This window comes from Priestia sp. FSL P4-0332 (assembly GCF_038005845.1).
GTDB lineage: Bacteria > Bacillota > Bacilli > Bacillales > Bacillaceae_H > Priestia.
Map to the genome: position 1 here is coordinate 96780 of NZ_JBBOUA010000002.1, position 17987 is coordinate 114766.

General features: G+C 31.6%; 22 protein-coding genes and 1 pseudogene. 13 read left to right on the forward strand and 10 right to left on the reverse strand.

All coding sequences use genetic code 11. The features are described 5' to 3' along the window. Positions 1-198: 198 nt before the first annotated feature. The 3 genes from MKY06_RS27375 to MKY06_RS27385 all read right to left on the reverse strand — a co-directional run bounded on the left by MKY06_RS27375 (position 199) and on the right by MKY06_RS27385 (position 2475). Entirely contained in the window at positions 199-978 is a 780-nt protein-coding gene (locus MKY06_RS27375; protein WP_172737985.1) for a PAS domain-containing protein, read from the reverse strand. Positions 979-1103: 125 nt separating this feature from the next. Next, positions 1104-1334, reverse strand: coding sequence for a hypothetical protein (locus MKY06_RS27380; RefSeq protein ID WP_172737986.1), 231 nt, complete (start codon positions 1332-1334; stop codon positions 1104-1106). 931 nt (positions 1335-2265) lie between these two features. After that, positions 2266-2475 carry a cold-shock protein gene (locus MKY06_RS27385; protein WP_098590584.1) on the reverse strand — a complete coding sequence of 70 codons (210 nt, stop codon included), beginning with the start codon at positions 2473-2475 and terminating at the stop codon, positions 2266-2268. A 395-nt stretch (positions 2476-2870) separates the two neighbouring features. Here MKY06_RS27385 and MKY06_RS27390 point away from each other — a divergent pair. Further along, positions 2871-3029: pseudogene (locus MKY06_RS27390) on the forward strand (IS6 family transposase); the annotation flags it as partial. A 426-nt stretch (positions 3030-3455) separates the two neighbouring features. Further along, the gene (locus MKY06_RS27395) at positions 3456-4877 is read left to right on the forward strand and encodes a hypothetical protein (RefSeq protein ID WP_172737987.1); all 1422 of its coding nucleotides are present in this window, start codon (positions 3456-3458) and stop codon (positions 4875-4877) included. Between the two features lie 492 nt (positions 4878-5369). Here MKY06_RS27395 and MKY06_RS27400 read toward each other — a convergent pair whose 3' ends face one another. From MKY06_RS27400 to MKY06_RS27410, 3 genes are all read right to left on the reverse strand, one after another. After that, positions 5370-5684 carry a thioredoxin family protein gene (locus tag MKY06_RS27400; RefSeq protein WP_098590833.1) on the reverse strand — a complete coding sequence of 105 codons (315 nt, stop codon included), beginning with the start codon at positions 5682-5684 and terminating at the stop codon, positions 5370-5372. Positions 5685-6154: 470 nt separating this feature from the next. Beyond that, positions 6155-6385: a cold-shock protein gene (locus tag MKY06_RS27405; protein ID WP_172737988.1), complete on the reverse strand. Its 231-nt coding sequence runs from the start codon at positions 6383-6385 to the stop codon at positions 6155-6157. Between the two features lie 85 nt (positions 6386-6470). Further along, a complete protein-coding gene (locus tag MKY06_RS27410; protein ID WP_228541228.1) occupies positions 6471-6743 on the reverse strand; it encodes a YesK family protein in 273 nt (90 codons plus the stop codon). A gap of 370 nt (positions 6744-7113) precedes the next feature. On the opposite strand from MKY06_RS27410, the gene MKY06_RS27415 reads away from it, so the two are divergent. From MKY06_RS27415 to MKY06_RS27445, 7 genes are all read left to right on the forward strand, one after another. Continuing rightward, positions 7114-7863: an SAM-dependent methyltransferase gene (locus MKY06_RS27415; RefSeq protein ID WP_172737990.1), complete on the forward strand. Its 750-nt coding sequence runs from the start codon at positions 7114-7116 to the stop codon at positions 7861-7863. Between the two features lie 337 nt (positions 7864-8200). Continuing rightward, positions 8201-8707 (forward strand): GNAT family N-acetyltransferase, encoded by a 507-nt coding sequence (locus MKY06_RS27420; protein ID WP_194758434.1) that lies wholly within the window; start codon positions 8201-8203, stop codon positions 8705-8707. A 230-nt stretch (positions 8708-8937) separates the two neighbouring features. Continuing rightward, positions 8938-9477 (forward strand): GNAT family N-acetyltransferase, encoded by a 540-nt coding sequence (locus tag MKY06_RS27425; RefSeq protein ID WP_029325334.1) that lies wholly within the window; start codon positions 8938-8940, stop codon positions 9475-9477. Between the two features lie 172 nt (positions 9478-9649). Further along, positions 9650-10006 (forward strand): hypothetical protein, encoded by a 357-nt coding sequence (locus MKY06_RS27430; protein WP_172737992.1) that lies wholly within the window; start codon positions 9650-9652, stop codon positions 10004-10006. A gap of 42 nt (positions 10007-10048) precedes the next feature. Then, complete coding sequence (locus MKY06_RS27435; protein WP_172737993.1) at positions 10049-10426, forward strand: YxiJ family protein; 378 nt, start codon at positions 10049-10051, stop codon at positions 10424-10426. A 181-nt stretch (positions 10427-10607) separates the two neighbouring features. Continuing rightward, positions 10608-10949, forward strand: a complete 342-nt coding sequence (locus MKY06_RS27440) for a hypothetical protein (protein WP_029325315.1) — start codon at positions 10608-10610, stop codon at positions 10947-10949. A 146-nt stretch (positions 10950-11095) separates the two neighbouring features. Next, positions 11096-11545, forward strand: coding sequence for a DUF6843 domain-containing protein (locus MKY06_RS27445; protein ID WP_340961960.1), 450 nt, complete (start codon positions 11096-11098; stop codon positions 11543-11545). A gap of 83 nt (positions 11546-11628) precedes the next feature. Here MKY06_RS27445 and MKY06_RS27450 read toward each other — a convergent pair whose 3' ends face one another. Next, positions 11629-12096, reverse strand: a complete 468-nt coding sequence (locus MKY06_RS27450) for a hypothetical protein (protein ID WP_194758433.1) — start codon at positions 12094-12096, stop codon at positions 11629-11631. 303 nt (positions 12097-12399) lie between these two features. On the opposite strand from MKY06_RS27450, the gene MKY06_RS27455 reads away from it, so the two are divergent. From MKY06_RS27455 to MKY06_RS27465, 3 genes are all read left to right on the forward strand, one after another. Further along, positions 12400-13611: a macrolide family glycosyltransferase gene (locus tag MKY06_RS27455; RefSeq protein WP_172737995.1), complete on the forward strand. Its 1212-nt coding sequence runs from the start codon at positions 12400-12402 to the stop codon at positions 13609-13611. 250 nt (positions 13612-13861) lie between these two features. Next, complete coding sequence (locus MKY06_RS27460; protein WP_140457155.1) at positions 13862-14221, forward strand: hypothetical protein; 360 nt, start codon at positions 13862-13864, stop codon at positions 14219-14221. Positions 14222-14239: 18 nt separating this feature from the next. Then, positions 14240-14836: a DUF4304 domain-containing protein gene (locus tag MKY06_RS27465; protein ID WP_140457154.1), complete on the forward strand. Its 597-nt coding sequence runs from the start codon at positions 14240-14242 to the stop codon at positions 14834-14836. Positions 14837-14950: 114 nt separating this feature from the next. Here MKY06_RS27465 and MKY06_RS27470 read toward each other — a convergent pair whose 3' ends face one another. The 3 genes from MKY06_RS27470 to MKY06_RS27480 form a co-directional block, all read right to left on the reverse strand. Then, complete coding sequence (locus MKY06_RS27470) at positions 14951-15373, reverse strand: hypothetical protein (protein WP_140457153.1); 423 nt, start codon at positions 15371-15373, stop codon at positions 14951-14953. A gap of 481 nt (positions 15374-15854) precedes the next feature. Next, on the reverse strand, positions 15855-16436 hold the full coding sequence (locus MKY06_RS27475; protein WP_116299336.1) for a VanZ family protein: 582 nt from the start codon (positions 16434-16436) through the stop codon (positions 15855-15857). A gap of 44 nt (positions 16437-16480) precedes the next feature. After that, entirely contained in the window at positions 16481-16861 is a 381-nt protein-coding gene (locus tag MKY06_RS27480; RefSeq protein WP_078082504.1) for a hypothetical protein, read from the reverse strand. A 456-nt stretch (positions 16862-17317) separates the two neighbouring features. On the opposite strand from MKY06_RS27480, the gene lepB reads away from it, so the two are divergent. After that, positions 17318-17872, forward strand: coding sequence for a signal peptidase I (gene lepB, locus MKY06_RS27485; protein WP_078082505.1), 555 nt, complete (start codon positions 17318-17320; stop codon positions 17870-17872). Positions 17873-17987: the final 115 nt, after the last annotated feature.

The window sequence follows — 17987 nt, forward strand, 5'->3', positions numbered from 1 at the left end:
TTTTACATTATATCACACTTTATTGATACCTGTGAGTGAGTTTATACATATTACTATTACTGATAAAAGTAATTATGTTAACTACGTTGTATATAATATTCTTGTCTTACACGTACCTTACTCATTGTTTAGATCTCTCAGGGTGTCTTAAGTAGTTTGCTTAAAATATGAAAAGTTATTTAATGCTCACTGTTCGTTTTATTTACCTTGAAGAAAAAGCAGGGCCGATTTAACCGTATTAAATGTGTTTAGATTGTTAAAGGTAACTTGAAGGTCACCCATCTTTCTTGCAAGTGAAGGGTTGATCCCTGTAATAATAACCGTTGTACCTGTAAGAGAAATCAAGTTATTTAAATTATAGATACAATTTACTACGAATGTATCTATTTCAAGTAAGCCAGAAAAATCGACAATGAAATAATCATCTTTAGCTTCAGATATATACATTGACACTTGCTCCATTAAAGCGTCATATCTCTGTTCACTTAATACCCCAATAATAGGTAACACCGATATTCCGTCTTTAATAGGAACGATAGGGGTAGAGAGTTGAGTGATTTGCTCATGAAAATCGTTAATTAAATTCCCTAGTTTTACTTTCTCTGTAATATCTTTCTGTACGCCAACAAAATATAACTTTTCGTTCATCCACATGGGGTCTATAAATAATTCGTTCCAAAACGGCCTGTTGTCTTTTGTATAATTCAAGATTTGTACGTTGATGGACGTCTGGTTTGAAATCCCTCTTTTAATATCCTTTATAGTAGCTGGATTAGTTTCTTTCCCTTGAAGAAAACGACAATTATGCCCTATAATTTCCTCCATTTTATATCCTGTTATGTCAGCAAAACCTTTATTTGCATAGACAATTGGATTATCTAAAAGTGAGGCATCCGTAACTATTACACCGGCTCTGGTAAAATCTAATGCTTTTTCTAGAAAAGAAAATTTTGCTACACCACTTTCCTCTGAAATCATAATATCACCTCTTTTCTTTTTTATATTTCCTATCCGTATAGAATATATAAAGGATAGACTAAAAGCTATTTATAATAGGTAAATAAAAAATTGATTTATGATACAGATTAAAGAAGGTACTATTACTATTGTACGTGTTGCTTGTTGATGGAGTATATTATTGCGTATAATGCTTCTGCAGCAGTGTCAACGTCAAAATAAGTGGAAGTGTTTTTAGTAAGAATCGTATTAATTTGAAAAGCCTTAGATACTTTACAATAAGAAAACTCTACAAATCGAGGGATAGTATGAGTTATGTTACTGTCTTCATAGTAGAGTAAAGTTTTAAGTGTTTCTTTAATTTCAAGTAAAGTCATGGATTAACAAGCTCCTTTCTATTATAAGGAGACTTTAGAAGGCAAAGAAGCCAAATAATGAAATTCCTACCTTCACCCTATCATTACTCATAGAATAATGATAGGGATTTCATTAAATGTATTTATTATTTAATAATGGTATTGTTATGTAGAACTACTTATTTAAAAAATCAAACTAAAAATCTCAATGACTCTATAAGAAACAAAAAAGTCCTTTGCTTTCAAAGCTAAGGATTTTCAAATTTATCGAATAGGGGGAATACGTTATTAGTCCGGCCAGATTTGTAGATTCATATACATATAACTTTAAAAATAAATATGATGATCGACTCTGTTTATAGAAAATAACTTTATATAAGTTCTGTTGTTATTTGAGTAAATATTAGATTATTTATCATATTATTAAGGTTTTACTTTTTATTTATTGAATCTGTAATTTTTCATAAACCATAATAAATGTTCGTTTTATCCTGAAAACCGTTCGTAAATGTCGTATGTTAGATTAAAGGCGTTCGTATAATATTTCTATACATAAACGAACATCAATAAGCGTTCGCCAAATGAAATTGGAGTTTGTTCGTAAAGGTACACAAATACGAACGTTTATTTTACGAACTGTCTGTTTGTGATCATTTTTGTATTGATTGTTTATCTAATAATTGCATAGGAAAAATATTACGCTCTGTGATGTCTGACAACTTCAGCTCCTCTTGATGAGAGCGATCCTTCACCTTTTTTATAGTTTTTATTGTTTCATCTCTTAACGCAAATTCTTCTTACATTGCCATTCCATTTCCTCCTTTAATTTAAAACGTTCCTTTTATAATAGTATGCGAACTATTTTAGACTAATGGTCAAAACAGCTTTATAAAGCACAAATAAGGCAACGGAATAACCTGTTGCCTTTTAAATAACAGATGATTTTAGGATATTAGTCTAGGACCCGTACACGTACTGCTTCTAGACCCTTTTGACCTGTTTCTACGTCAAAAGAAACCTTTTGACCTTCTCTCAGGTCTGCATAACCATTTCCTTCAATAGAGCGATAAGAAACAAAAATCTCAGTTTCATCTTCTGTTGTAATAAAACCATATCCTTTATTAAAATTGTACCACTTAATTGTTCCATTTTGTCTTCCCATATAATCTTCCTCCTAAATTATCAGTCTTTTTATATTTTATAATATTTGTATCATATCGAGGGAATTAATGGGAAAAATTGAATTGTGTCATTATTATTAAGTATGGTTTTTCTAATCTATAAAATTAACGTAAATTCATTTTCCTTAATACACCGCCCGTAAAAGCATACAATTACAATAAAAAATATAATACAAAAACGCTTTAACTATTATAGTTAAAGCGTTTTTGTTTACTTACAGTTGTTATGAATTTTGTATTACACAAAACATTGTGATTTAGAATCATACTAACATAGCTGCTATTTTATTAAAACGAATAATACAAATTTTGTAATTTAAATCCTGAAATTGTTTTATATAATTAAGTTATATGTGCCTCATAAGACAGCTACAGTTACAGCCTTAGTTTCCACGATTTGGTGAAAATGATGGAAGAATGAGAATTATTTATGGCTCACATAACGATTATGCACGGGGTGCATCAATCTGGCCCCAAATTAGATGAACGTGTACGATGTCACCTTAAGCCAACAAACGATTATTGGCGAGTCGATATTTGGATTAGCTTTATAATTTAGCAATTTAAAGAAAACGGGTGCTCTATGTTTCTAAGAATAGGTTTTTTCACCAGAACCACTTGACTTATAGGAACAAAAGTATTACTATCTTTTTAATTGCTTAGTACTAAGAAAAATATTGAAGGTTGAAATATAAATCACTAGTCAATTGGACTACCAAAGGCTCTAAAAGTTCTCTTATTTATGAACTTTTGGAGCTTTTTTAATGGTAGTAAGTAAAATTTTAATTCAAATAAGTTAATAAAAAAGGGTCTGATACAAACTTCGGATTTTTTCAAAATACGAATGAAAACATACAACCAAATTCCAAGTATTAAATTTTTATAATAATTTGAATTTATTATGGCAATTCGGGAGGATTTTCATCTGGGATTGAAAAAGAGAAAGTGAGGTTTGAGTAATATGTCAAAATATCAGTTAACTCTGGCAAATCGAAGTATCGAATGGGGAACACAGTTTGATATCAATCCTCTTGTCGGTCAATTTGCTGAAAAATCGATAAAATCACATGAGGAAAATGGAAGTTTCGATTGGGATCTTCCAAGTGGAGTGTACCGAGCTAAAGATATTGTCCGTGAATTGAACATTCTTTTGGAAGCCATAATGGTTCAACTTGGAGAAGCAGCAGATTCGAAAGCGATGTTAGACAATCTTGAGGCTAATTTAGCAATCTCCGGGCGAGAATCAGTTTTGCCTCTTGGCCAGCTTTCTCTTAATGATACGTCCGGAATAGAACTTACTAAACAAGCAAAAAGTATAGGTGAAACTCTAACACGTTGGGCAAGTGAATTCAACTCACAGCAGCTAGCATTAAAAGAGTATGGTGAGGCAGTTCTTAACAATTTGAACTTTAGAAGCCACTGTGATAATCATCCATGGACGCCTAAGGTAGCCAATTTACTTTTGGGATCAGCAGGTAGTCCAACTGTCATGCAATTGTTTAATGAATACCTGCATCAGCTAGTGCTTTTAAGAGACGCACTCATTCCGTTCGAGAATTGGGAAGAGATACCCATTAAAATCGATGAAAGAAATAGTGTCAAGGGATTAAGATTTATGGAGCAAGCACACAGTGAATTTTTATATAAATTATTGGGAAAGAGAATGTCTCATAAGGCACTAGTTAAATTCGCTCAAAGCGTATTAAGTTCTGAGCTGACAACAGTAGGATATGGATTTCAGTATCACCTGGGTACCATACTTCCTGCAAGTTTGGGAGCTCTTCCAGCAACGGCGCCTAGATACCTTCTCTACTGGCACCCAGTGTGGACAATTGTGGATGATAATTTTGATGTTTCCATTCCTATCACTTTCAACTATGAATTTCCAGACTACCTTTCTGCACCTCGCAGCAATGCAGGTGACGGACAAGTTGCCTCTGAATTAGATGTTTTAAACCAGGAGCTTGAGAACGTCTATAAAGCGCAAATTCTAACAACTGGTAATCAACAAAGTGCTGTTCTTAAATACCATATCCAACTTGGTTCCAATGACTTTGTGGTTGATCTTGGTCAGATATTTAGAGGCCAGCGATTTATGTATCGGCCAGCGACGAATTCTAAGTCAGTTTCAGGAGCACATTCTGAGAAACCAGCAGATTTCAAAGAGCATCACGTATGGGGTATTTTGGAAACTCCGGGTTTAATAACGAACGAGTCTGGTAATCATCTTATTTCTGCAAGGGGCAATTATCTAATACTCTGGGCGTTGTTGGGCAAGCTGTACCCTGAGAATGTAATCATTCTTAATAGCCTTAGTGAAGAAGAGTTTAAGGCAGCTAATATTACAGGTAAGGGGTTTGGTGCGAAATTCTTAATTCATTAATCTAGATAATGTTGTATATCGTAGTCATCTTAAAAAACAGAAAAACCTATCTCTTTCCAGTCAAAGGAGGTAGGTTTTTTCTGCTACATTTATTTAGCCAAAGGATTGAAGCCTTACAACTTCTTGAGTAGTTTGCTCAAATCATTAAACATTATCCTTAAGAAATACAAAATAACCCATATTTCCACTTATAACTACAGGGATTTTCGACTTTATAGAGAAGTATTAGTTTTAAGATTTGATCAAACATATGATAGTAACTGCTAGAGATCTTATTTATAAAAATAAGTTGGGGGATATCATATCAGTGTCGAATGAGAAAAGGTTATCACCAAATGAAGTCCAATGGATATTTCTTATGAAAGAAGCTAAAGATTTAGGTTTATTAATTAAGGATGTTAGGAGTTTTATAGTACAGAATCAAAAGAAGCCTCTTTCTAGATAAAAGAGGCTTTTTTAAATTGATTATTTCCTATAAGGCTCATTATGTTACTAAATGAAAGGACTCATAAACTGAGTCAATTGTGATTTAGGTTGCCCTCCAATTTTGTATTTTACTATTTTTCCGTTTTTAAAAAGAATGAGCGTTGGGAACACGTCAACAGGAAACTTCTTAACTACATTCTTTTCTTCTTTACCGTTGATTTCTACTACCTTAATATCTTTTCCTATATGTTTCTCTAAGGCTTCTAAGTTTGTTCGAGTAGTTTGAGATTCTTCATTCTCTGGGTTTGAAAAATAAGCTAATGTTATACCTTCTTTTATAAGGGTGAAAAAGTTTTCATTTGTTCCTTTTAAAATGGTCATTTTAATCCCTCAAATCACTAATTAGTTTAGAATGAAAATTTTAACCATGTTTTATTTACTGTCTTGCTGATGATTGGCATTATGAGAACTTAAATAAATGTAGTGTTTTTCAAGATGAAGAACATCTAAAAAAGTAGTATAATAAGATGGAATGTTAACCTTAACCAAGTACATTCATTCGGACTAGGGAAAGTCTTTCTCATCTGAGAAAGACTTTTTCGTTTTTTCTTTAATTTTGATAAATAGAAAAGCTACCTAGTGGTTGCAATTGGTAGCTCATTAGAGAATTTGTCTTTGAATACAAATAATAACATGTTTTATTCGTGTACTTCAAACGCTTTGCCCCACTAGATATCTAATGGGGCTATTTATGGTTGGTTCTTCCTATAATTTTGATTATGTGAACTAATTTTGCATGTGATATACATTTTTTACCTCATTTTTTACTGTGTAATAATTCCCTTAGGATATTATTCTAGGACCCGTACCATTTCTGCTTGCATACCTCTTTGGCCATTCACTACTACAAAAGTAACCTTTTGCCCTTCTTTTAAGCTTTTAATAACAACCCCTTCAGTCCCTTTAGTCCGTTCAATAGCTGTAAAATGGACAAAAAGATCAGGTCCACTTTCTGGTGTAATAAAGCCAAATCCTTTCTCATCATTGAACCACTTAACTGTTCCAACTTGTCTTTCTGCCATATAAATCTTCCTCCTAAAGTATCAGTATTTTTTTGTTTCGATAATGGTGAATATGTTAGCTGAATTTGTATATTATATACATGCTTTATTGGTGAATATTCTTATTGCCTTTTCCTTTTAAAGCTTCCACTACAGATATGATTATTAGGGAGAGAAGTGATGAGATGAAAGCAGTAAAACTAATTGCTCCTACTCCCATACCAGTCCATCCTCCGATAAAGAAACTTACTATAAAAACAATAACACTCAGTATTCCTACTATTAGAGGTACTTCATATTTTAGGGTAGAGTTCTTTCTGCCAATTATATATGACAGTATGATTAAGATAGCGATCATGATTATGGAAATTATGTACAAATTATCCGTTATTAACCTCCTTTTAGTTTACGATATACATATTATCATAATCTTCTAAGGCTTATCGAATGAATATCTGGTTTATTTCCGATAATACCTGTTACGTTAACTAGCTATACGTTGTCCACCTTGCCCATTTAATTATGTTCCAGTGAGGAAGGGTTTCTCCAATTTTTAAGGAATTAATTATCAGTAGCAATAAACTTAACGAGGTATCTAGAGTAGTGAAATAAATGGAAAATAAAATTAATTATTGTTACATGTAAATATAGGTGTTTATTCTGAAAGGGGCTGGGACTATGAGTGTTTCTATCTTAACTAATTTAATGAGAAAAAGAGTATCTAAAAAGGACAAAGGGGAGTTCAACCAATGGACAGAAATAAATTCTCATCAATTGCCCACAGTAAACATTTATTTAGTAACCCGATAAGTGAAACTAAAATCAATAGAATTATAGATTTTCTTCAGTTAGAACCTCCTGCAAAAGTGTTAGATATCGGGGCTGGGAAGTGTGAACTGTTAATACGTTTAGTTAAAAAATATGGTATTGAAGCAACAGCCGTAGAGTTATATGAAGGTTCTATTTTAGAGGCAAAGCAACAGGCCCAAAAAAGAATCCCTGAAGAAAAAATTACGTACATTGTAAAAGATGCCAAACAAGTGGTAAGTGAATACGTCAATCATTTTGATGTAGGAATTTGTGTTGGTTCTACTCATGCTTTGGGTAGTCTGGAATTAACGTTACAATCTCTTAAAAGAAATGTTAAAAAGGGCGGCTTTATTCTAGTAGGAGAAGGATACTGGAAGAAGAAACCTAGTCAGGCATATTTAGAAGCACTTGGTGGAGCAGATGAGTCAGAATTAAAAGAACACCATGAGAATGTTTTTATGGGAGAAAGTATGGGGCTCGTGCCGATTTGGTCAGTTGTTGCAAGTGACGATGATTGGGATGAATATGAAGGACTATATGCTATGTCTATGGAAAAATATTGTTATGAAAACCCGAACGACCCTGATTGTAACAGTATGTTAAATAAAATTAGGTCATGGAAACGTACTTACCTTACATGGGGTAGAGATACTTTAGGATTTGGTCTCTATCTTTTTCAAAATCAATAAATTTTAACGGAACCTGAAATCACTTCCATTATGGAACAGGGAATTTCAGGTTTTATATTTTCTGTAATCACATTATGATAACTAACTACTTGTACGTTATACATATTTCTTTCATCAACTAACAAGCCAAAATATTTGAAGAAGGAATTAAAAAATATAAACAGAAATAAGCATTTATTATTAATATGGTTAATTACGGAAAATAAAGACCGGATATGATTAATCACCTGATAAAAAATTACACCTACCATGTATGGTCTCTAAAACAATATTATTGAATATTAAAGTCATTTAATTTATTTAATAAAGATTATTTAATAAGAAAGGTGAACTAGATATGAAACTTGAAACTAATCGACTAATACTGAAAACCGTTGATCTTAATCTAATCGAGGCGGCAGCCCAACGTAATACACAAGCAATCGAAGCTTTAGGATACAAAACCAACGGCGAATGGCCCGGCCATGATTTTTTTGAAGCTTTACCTTACTTTCGAGAGCTCCTTCTTAAAAACAATGGTACTAAAGGATTTGACTCATGGATTATTGTGTCGAAGAACCACAATGAAACAGTTGGAGGCATTGGATTTTTTGGAGACCCAGATCCAAATGGTATGATTGAAATCGGTTTTGCTACTAATAAAAGCCACTGCCGCAAAGGTTATTGTTTTGAAGCCGCCCAAAAATTATTAGAGTGGGCCTCAAGTCAAGATTCAGTTAAATGTATTCGTGCTAGATGTGATCCTGACAATATCGCTTTTAAAAAAGTATTAACGAAATTGGGATTCCAAATTGACTATAGAGATACAGAATTGATTTATTGGAAATATCGTAGGGTCATATAATAGTCTCATTATTAATGACATATTTGATTAATCGTTAGAAGAAGTTAAGGTAGATTCAAAGAAATATAAAAAATTTTCATACGTTACTTCAAAGTTCTTTAAAAGGTAATGTTTTTTTACGTGAATATAGAAAACACAGTATGGAGAAGATTAACTAAGCATAAATGATGAAGAAGGATATCTAAGAACACTATGGAATGATAGTATACCTGTATGTTAGAGGTGGATGGATGAAACTAAGAGTAGCAAAAAAAGAAGAACATAAATTTACTGAAAGTTTTGTATATGAGATATTCAAAAACACCAGTTACTCAGACGGAATAGTTGAAAAAGCTTTAGTAAAAGAGATTCGAGAAAAACAATATTATATTCCTCAGCTTGATTTGGTTGTTGAGGAAGGTGGAGAAATTATAGGACACCTTATCCTTTCAAAACTACCAATCAGTGCTAAGTACGAAGATGAAATATTGATGTTATCACCTGTTTCAGTAGCCATCGATAAACAGCAACAAGGTGTTGGTGCGTATATGATACAAGAAGGTATTAGATTAGCTATTGAAATGGATTATAAGGGAATTATTGTGGAAGGAGATTATCGATACTATCGACGTTTCGGATTTAGAACTTCAACTGAATTTGATATACATGCGTCCAGTAAAAATCCTCCACCTTCTAAGGAGAATTTGATGGTTATGGTACTATGTGAAAAGAGGATAAAGAACATTTCAGGAGAAGTAGATTATTCAATTTATAATGCATTAGCACATTGAAAACATTACGTTTTTTATGAGTTCTCATATCAGAAGAATTCCATTAGAAAAGAGAAGAGTTTTTCTTCTCTTTTTTATTTATTCCTATAAGAGCCGTATTATGGTAACTAAAATTAATATATGATTTTGTATACTTTGAATGTATTATAAGGAATGTAAATGGAGGTAGTTTATGTTCTTTAAAAAATTATGGAATAATAAAAACTGTAAGCATGATACATATAAATTAGAAGCCGATTTTTCCACAGATCCTATTTGGTGCAATAAATGTGGAGAAAACCTTGATATTGAGGATTTCTCATTGTCTAATATTCTCCAAGAAGAACTTGAGTGCTGGGTTAGTGATTATGGGGATTGGATCGATTTTGGTAATGATTCTTTAAAGGAAAAAGGAATTGAAATGGAAAACGAGCATAATAAAAAAGGTTTAGAGCTCTTACGAAAGATAAAAGAAGAACTAGGAGGAGATTACCCTATTGTATTTAGTCCTTCTAAGTCTAGAGAGCTATATCAAGGTGTAAAAAAATAAGACTGGTATGGTTTACGAAGGGTGGAGTTTGATATAGACAAAATGAAGTTAATTAACAATTTAAAACAACTTGAAGTTGAATTGTATCACCCCTTTCCTCACGACGATGTTGATAAAATGAAAAATGAATTCAATGAAAAGTTTCGAGAAGATGATGTACTAACTGCGGATCTAGACAGTTATTGGGCCAATATAGCTGGGAGTTTAAGCTATGTTTTAAAAGGCAAAACGAAAAAAATTCCTCAACATCAAATAAATGAATTAAGGTTGACCTTCTTTGAAGTTTTTCCTCAATATTCTTTTTTAGAAAAAGAAATCTTTAGGTACCCAACTTTTTATGAAGAATATAAAATTTATGAGAAAACCAGATTGTTTATGTTAAGTTATTTATTTAATACAAGCCAACAAAAAAAGCGCTGATAAATTAATTTATCAGCGCTTCTTTTGTTCTTAGGGATAGTATGATCTCTATTAGAAATTTAATTAAAGCAGGTTACTGTAATAAAAAGATGTATAATAACTCTATATATCTATTATTTTTCATATATTTTCTTTATTTGTAGTGCTATATTGATATTAAAAAGGAAAAGGTATACATTTTATGATAAAGAAAAGAAAAAAGATTTTTGCTGTTGTTATCATCGCACTGTTATTAGGCAGTTATTTCAAGCTAGCTTATACTCCATCTCCGGATGTTGAGGGATTTCCTATACCTCGCGAAGCTCACTTAGTAAAAACAACTGTAGGTGAGGACTATATCACTGAAAAATATAAATGGTTTATTGCATCTGAGGCAGGAAGTATTCCTCCTTGGTACGAAGTAAGCATTTGGTTGTGGGGATGGAGAAAGGGAGAAACAATGGGGGCAGATCAAGTTTATAAAAAAGGATCTAGGGAAGTTGATCTATCTACTTTTGATAATGAATTTTACCTTAGTAAATAAAATAAAGGTATGGAAAAGGACTTAATATGACTAAAGGCTCCTTAAGAGGAGTCTTTTTTATTAGCGATAACGTTTGTCATGTGAACTAACTTTGTGGTTTTTTGTAATTTCATCAAATATTTGTACTGAAATTGAAGGAGTAAAGAATGAAAAAAATCGGATACATATTTGTGGGCTTATTGCTGTTAGTTGGTACAATCTATTTTTTGTTTTTTCATGAACGAAGAGGAATAGATACCGTATATTTAATCCCGAATGGTTATACAGGTTGTGTTGGCGTCTTTTATGATGTAGAAGGCAAGCCACCTTTAAAAGTCCAAAATGAGAAAATTATTCATAAAATTTCTAAGGATGGAAAGCTAAAAACGTCTTCCCCAGAATCTTTTGGTTGGTATTCTAGGGTAGATTCAGGTTGGCATAACTCAGAATATTATTATGTAGATGATCAAGGGAAAAAAGTGAAGAAATTAAATTGGGAAAAGGATATTAATTGGGAAATGACTGCTGAAGATGATTACAACGGAAACTATTTTACCTTTTTTGTGGGTGGAAAAGATGATGCTAGTACACCTCAACCCGAATGTTTCAGTCAGTAAATTTAAATTAGTGTTTTTATATTCTTCTACCGATAAGTTACATTATGGTAACTAACTTTCTATAGAGTATACAGTTAATTTTGTCACTTTCTTCTTTTTCTTGGTTTATAGTCTTTCATAAAAGATCTAGCTGCTTGATTCTCCGGATCTACTTCTAATATGGATTCAGCTGTTTCCAGACTTTCTTCACGAGTTAATAATTCTTCTGGAAGATCAGGACAGATATAAAGAAATAGCAACATCTCTTTATGACCTATATTAGTTGGATTTAATCTTAAAGCTTCTCTAGTATGATATAAAGCGCCTTTGTATGCTCCTTCTATGCGACATAGGGGGTTAGCAAGAACGTCGCACGCTAAAGAATGAAGATCTTCACTTTCTTGTTGAATAAGAAGATGACAAATGAATGTATAGTATATAAGATCGTAATCGTCCTCAAATGCCCACAATATAATTTGCTCTTCAAATTTTGAGAACTTCATTTGTTTAACTTGCTTATTTGCTTCCTGAAAATTAGCATTTAGAATATATTCCCTAAGTGAATTTTTCATTCTTATTCCCCTATACTCTTTTTAGAAATTATAGCATAGGGACAATGTAAACTATTAAAAGGTACCTAGAAAAAAACATTATGTTAATTAGAAACTATATGATACGCAGGGTCGACTAATATACTAAAGAGATTAACCATTACAACGGATGGTGTAGAGACAATGAAAGTAAAATACTTCATATTAGACACCTCTAATTCTTTTCTTTAGTAAACTGACCTTAAAAAAGATGTAATAAGGTGTAGAAAAACAACAAATGGTATAATGACATGAACTATTTATATTATAAAAGGAGGAATTAAGATGGGAAAAGTTTTATTCCTTAATTATCCTGGAGAAGGTCACGTCAATCCTACCATTGCATTAGTGGAAGAACTCCTAAAAAAGGGTGAAGAGGTTGTCTATTACTGTGTAGAGGAATATAGAAATAAAATTGAGAAAACGGGAGCTACATTTCGTCCTTATAAAAATTTTACACGCAATGGAGATCTAGTGAAAAAAATGGCGAAAAGAATGGACCCTCTTGAAATGCTATTATATATGGTACGCTCTGCGGATACAGTCATAGAAGGTGTTCTAGAGGACATAGGAGCTGAAAAATACGACTACGTTATTTATGATAATAATTTCGCCGCAGGATGGATGATTGCTGATATATTGAATATACCTAAAATATCCTCTTGTACAACGTTTGCTATTGATGAAGAGGTCTTTTCGAACGTGATGAAAAGTCGAGGAGAAATTAATAAGACACCTCCAACATATCAAGAACTTGAAGAGATATTAAAAAAATGGAGACAAAAATATGGTATAACAATCAACGATAATCATAAGCTGATGTCTTGCCCTGGCGATATTACTCTTGTATATACTTCAAGATCATATCAACCTCGTGCTGAAAAGTTTGATAACTCTTTTATTTTTGTTGGTCCTTCTATTGCGCCTCGAAAAGATGTAGAAACTCTTTCATTAAAAAATATTCCTGGTAATAAGCTTATCTTTATTTCAATGGGAACAATATTTAACCAGCAACCTGAGTTATATACTACCTGCTTTGAAGCATTCCAAGAAATACAGGCTACAGTTATACTATCAGTAGGGAAACAGACGGACATTAGCCAATTTAAAGATATTCCATCTAATTTCATTATACGTAATTATGTACCTCAGTTAGAAATATTAGAACAAACAGATGTTTTTATTACTCATGGTGGAATGAATAGTACGAGTGAAGGGCTTTATTTTGGAGTTCCTCTTGTGGTTATGCCTGTTGTGGGCGATCAGCTAATAGTGGCTAATCGGATTGAAGAATTAGGAGCTGGTCTACAACTTAATCGTCAAGAATTAGATGCTATTACCTTACGAAATACAACAGAACAAGTGCTATCGAACTCTTCATTTAGAGAAAAAAGCTTGGAAATTGGAAAATCGTTAAGGGATTCTGGAGGATACAAAAAGGCAGTAGAAGCCATTTTAAAATTTAAAAAGGAAGCTAAAATAGAAGGTCTTATTTAATTTTATCAGATTTTTAACCCTAACATTTAAATCAGTCTAAAAAGAAAAATTAATGAAGATAGAAAAGAAGTCTCAATGGGAGACTTCTTTTACTTACTGTCTATATTATACATTAGGTTACCAAAGCCCCTTTATTCTATGCAGGATAGAGGGGGCTTTTGTTCCTGTAATACGTTTTATGTTAACTAAACTTGATATAGGATTTTATATACTCTGAGTGTATTATAAGGAATGTAGATGGAGGTAGTTTATGTTCTTTAAAAAATTATTTGGTACTCGAACTTGTAAACATAATACGTATAAACTAGAAGCTGACCTTTCAGTAGACCCTATCTGGTGCAATGAATGTGGGGAAAATCTAGATATTGAGGATTTCACTTTATCTGGAAGTCTTCAAGAAGAGCTAGAGCATTGGGTTAGTGAATATGGAGAGTGGATTGATTTTAATACTGATACCTTAAAGAGAAAAGGAATCGAAATGGAAAACGAACATAATAAAGAGGGGCTAGATTTATTGGAAAAAATCAAAGAGGAGCTAGGCGTAGATTACCCTATTGTATTTAGCCCTTCTACATCTGGAAAACTATATCAAGATTCAAAAGAAAAATAGTTTATAAAGAGGAAATTTATGAAACCAAAAGATTTACTAAAATCATACATTGAGACCGATCTTCTTCACTTGTTGGAGCCTTTAGGCTTTAGATATGCTAAAAGTGGCCCAAAATTCTCTAGAAAGTCAGGGGTATTTACCTTAAGTTTATCTTTTTGCATAAGTCAGTATAGCTCACAAGATGAATGTGTTTTTTGGAGCGTGTGGGATGTATCGTCAAAATATTATGAAAAATGGTATGAGCAAGTATGGGATACCAAGTTAATCGACAATATAGTTGTTGCTAGTTCAGATTGGAATATTCCTAATTGGTTGGAAAATGATGAGGATCATTTTACACTTTACAATACGGAGTCAGATAAAAAAGAGTTTAAAAAATTTGTCCATAAGGTGATAAATGTAGGTATTCCTTATTACGAACAAATTATTGATTGGAATACAGCAGCAGATTTAGCCCTGCACGAGCCCGATGTATTTTATGACAAAGTCTGTGATTTTTATTTAATGGCCAATGAAAAAAAGAAAGCAAGAGATATTCTTAAACATGGCATGGAACAAGCTACAGATGAGAACTACGAAGATTTAAAAGGAAGAATGGACAAGTACTTTAATTAAAGACTAGGTTAAACAACATTATTGTTTTCAGTGTAAAAGTTAGAGTTAACCAATAAATTCGGTCAACTCTAACTTTGTTATGATACCTCGAAAGGCTAATAAATTATAATAGCCCTAGTTTTCTATTCTGATGAAACATTTCTCATAAATTTCTATAGTATCTATTTGTAGATTATTTAAATCAATTTTCAAATTACCCTCGTACTCTTCCTCTTCTTCTCCCAACCAGCATATATAGATTTCACAATAATCACCTTTTGGAAGTAATTTTTTTAGAAGATCACATAAATAGAGGAAAGTTTTTTGTGATTTTTCGTAGTTATGTGGAGAGTGAAACTTATGATATTCGTTCATTTCCCAAATTGGATTCTCTTTTTCAGCAACTTCATAGAGATAAGGTGTAGTAAAATATTTCTGCTGAACTACCTTACGATTTTCTTCATCTGAGAAAACATAGTCAAATTCAACCTCATCTTCCGTATAATATTCATTAAGTTTTACTGCAAAATTTAAACCAATGTAGGTTGCAATGCTCATTTTCATTAACTCCTCATTATTACTTCCTGCGATTCCAAGATCTTATGTTTAATCCTGGATAATTGTATCATAGTTTTTTGTTTTAATTTTATTTATGGGTTAGGTATTAAACCTTTTTATATTGTTTAACTATAATAAAACTAACTCAATCTTATAAGTAAATATTAAATTAATTATTAAATAATAAAAGTTTTATCATTTACTCTAACTGACGACAAATACGCAGTTTTTCTATAGGGTATTAAATGATAAAATCACCTTTTATAAGTACAATAAGGTTTATTACAAATGTTGAATCGATTTTTTATTATTGGCTTTTTCACCGTCTAAATATGTGTATCCTTTTGGATGATTTATGTTGAACATCGTTAACAATTGATTAAGTATTTTATACTCAGTAGATCACTCTTACAAAATAAGTACAACATTCAACCCTAGAGGCTGGAGAGACAAATAAAAACAGCCATAAAATTGGCTGCTTTTATTTTAATCCAAATATTTCATCTCTTAGAACCTTCACATATATGTATTTATAAAATAGAAAACCAATTCCAGAACCAATTGTGTTTAGTAGTAGGTCATCTACATCAAAGCTTCTATATGTAAATCCTATAATTGAAGAAATAGTAAACTGTGATGATTCAATAAGAAGAGAGACTAAAAATCCTATAAGTACAATTGTCTTACATTTTGTTAGTTTAGGAAACAAAATTGGAATAAAAATTCCCAAAGGAAACAATAGGATAAGGTTTCCACCTAGTTGATGAATCATTGACATAATGAAATTTCCATCTATCGCTCCAATAATAGATTTTAAAGGAATCAAGTTATTTACTTCATTATCTCCACTACTAATTCGATATTGGATTAAATTATCATCTACAGGCATAGGAAATAATGTTACAGATATTAAACCTATTAAATAAAAGATTGATAATAATAACATAAAAACCTTTTCGAATTTATATTTCTTTTTCAAGACTATACGATTAAACAAAAGAATTAATATAACAATACCTAAAAACCACGAACCATAAATGAAAGGAAACATTTCTGTTAGCATTCTATTTTAACACCTACCATATACAAGATTATAAATTCTTTGGATTAATTGTTGTCAATATACCCATATCCTCCAGTACCTAGAGAAGTAGCAGATTTTTTAAATATCATGTAAAAGCTACCTTTTGTACCATTTGAATAAACTCGGGAAGTCGTTCCATTTTTACTAAACGTTTTAGCATCTAAGAAAGTAGATTTTCCGCCACTCTTTAGTCTGTATAATTCAATTGTAAAGTTACCTGCTTCGCCATATGTATCAGCTGTAGTAGTGATTTTTACATCTTTACCACCTAAAGCGTAGCTTCTTGATGTTAACTGATGTTTAAATTCAAAATTAAAATCAGGAGTTGATGCTGCACTTGCAGCAACTGGAGATAAAAGTGTTGTGGCTAAAGCAGTTGATAGAATAATTTTCTTTAATTTCATTAATTGCACCTCTTATAGAATAAATTTCCTTATAACAATATAACAATTAGAGATGCATGTAAACATGTATTTTATATTTTAGAAAAAGAAGAAAATTTTGTTTAATCTATTCTGTAAGCGATTTATCATATGGGAGAGTAAGAGATGGTGGATTTTTAGATGTGGTTATAAATTATATTAAAATAATTTTCTGGATTTAAAATCTTCAATTATAAAATGTGAAATTTATCTTTCTACAAAGAATATACATACAGAAAATGAATTTTTATATGCTTTTCTTTCAAAAATCTAGAGGAAGAGACTTATTAGATTAAGAACATATAAAGAGCTGTATGCTTTAGAAAGAGAAATTATGGTAACTAATTCACGTGAATCCAAATTGTTAAATTAAAGATTAATTTCTATATATTATGTTATACTTCTAAACATGTATTATGATTGTAGAGGAGTTTTCAATTGAAACGTAGAGAGATTTTTTCATGGATCAAATCAATTATTATTGCTTGTATCTTGGCTTTTGTTGTAAGGGAGTACGTACTTGCTCCTATCGTGGTGAACGGCGAGTCTATGATGCCTACTTTAAAAAATAATGAACATATTATTCTTAATGAAATAGGTAAAAATAAGGCAGCCAATATAAAAAGGTTTGATATTATCGTTTTTCATGCTACAAAGGAAAAAGATTATATTAAAAGAGTCATTGGTTTACCAGGTGATCATATAGAATATCGCAATGATACGTTATATATAAACGGCAAAAAATATGAGGAACCTTATTTAGATCAATATAAAAAAGAAATCGTAACAGGTCCATTAACTGAGGATTTTAAACTTGAAGAGTATACAGGTAATAAAACAGTTCCAGAAGGCCAGTTATTTGTTATGGGGGACAATAGAATGTATAGCCTAGATAGTAGATCTCCTAGAGTAGGAACAATATCCGTAGATAAGATTGTAGGAAAAGCGAAATTAGCTTATTGGCCTTTAAAAGAGTTCCAATGGATTAAGTAACTTCCTTAAAAGTTCCCTTATCAGAGGGAGCTTTTTTATTAGTTCCTGTAAATCACATTATGTTAACTGCTAATGTATGTCTCATATACAAAATTCAATTTATTTAATCTTATAT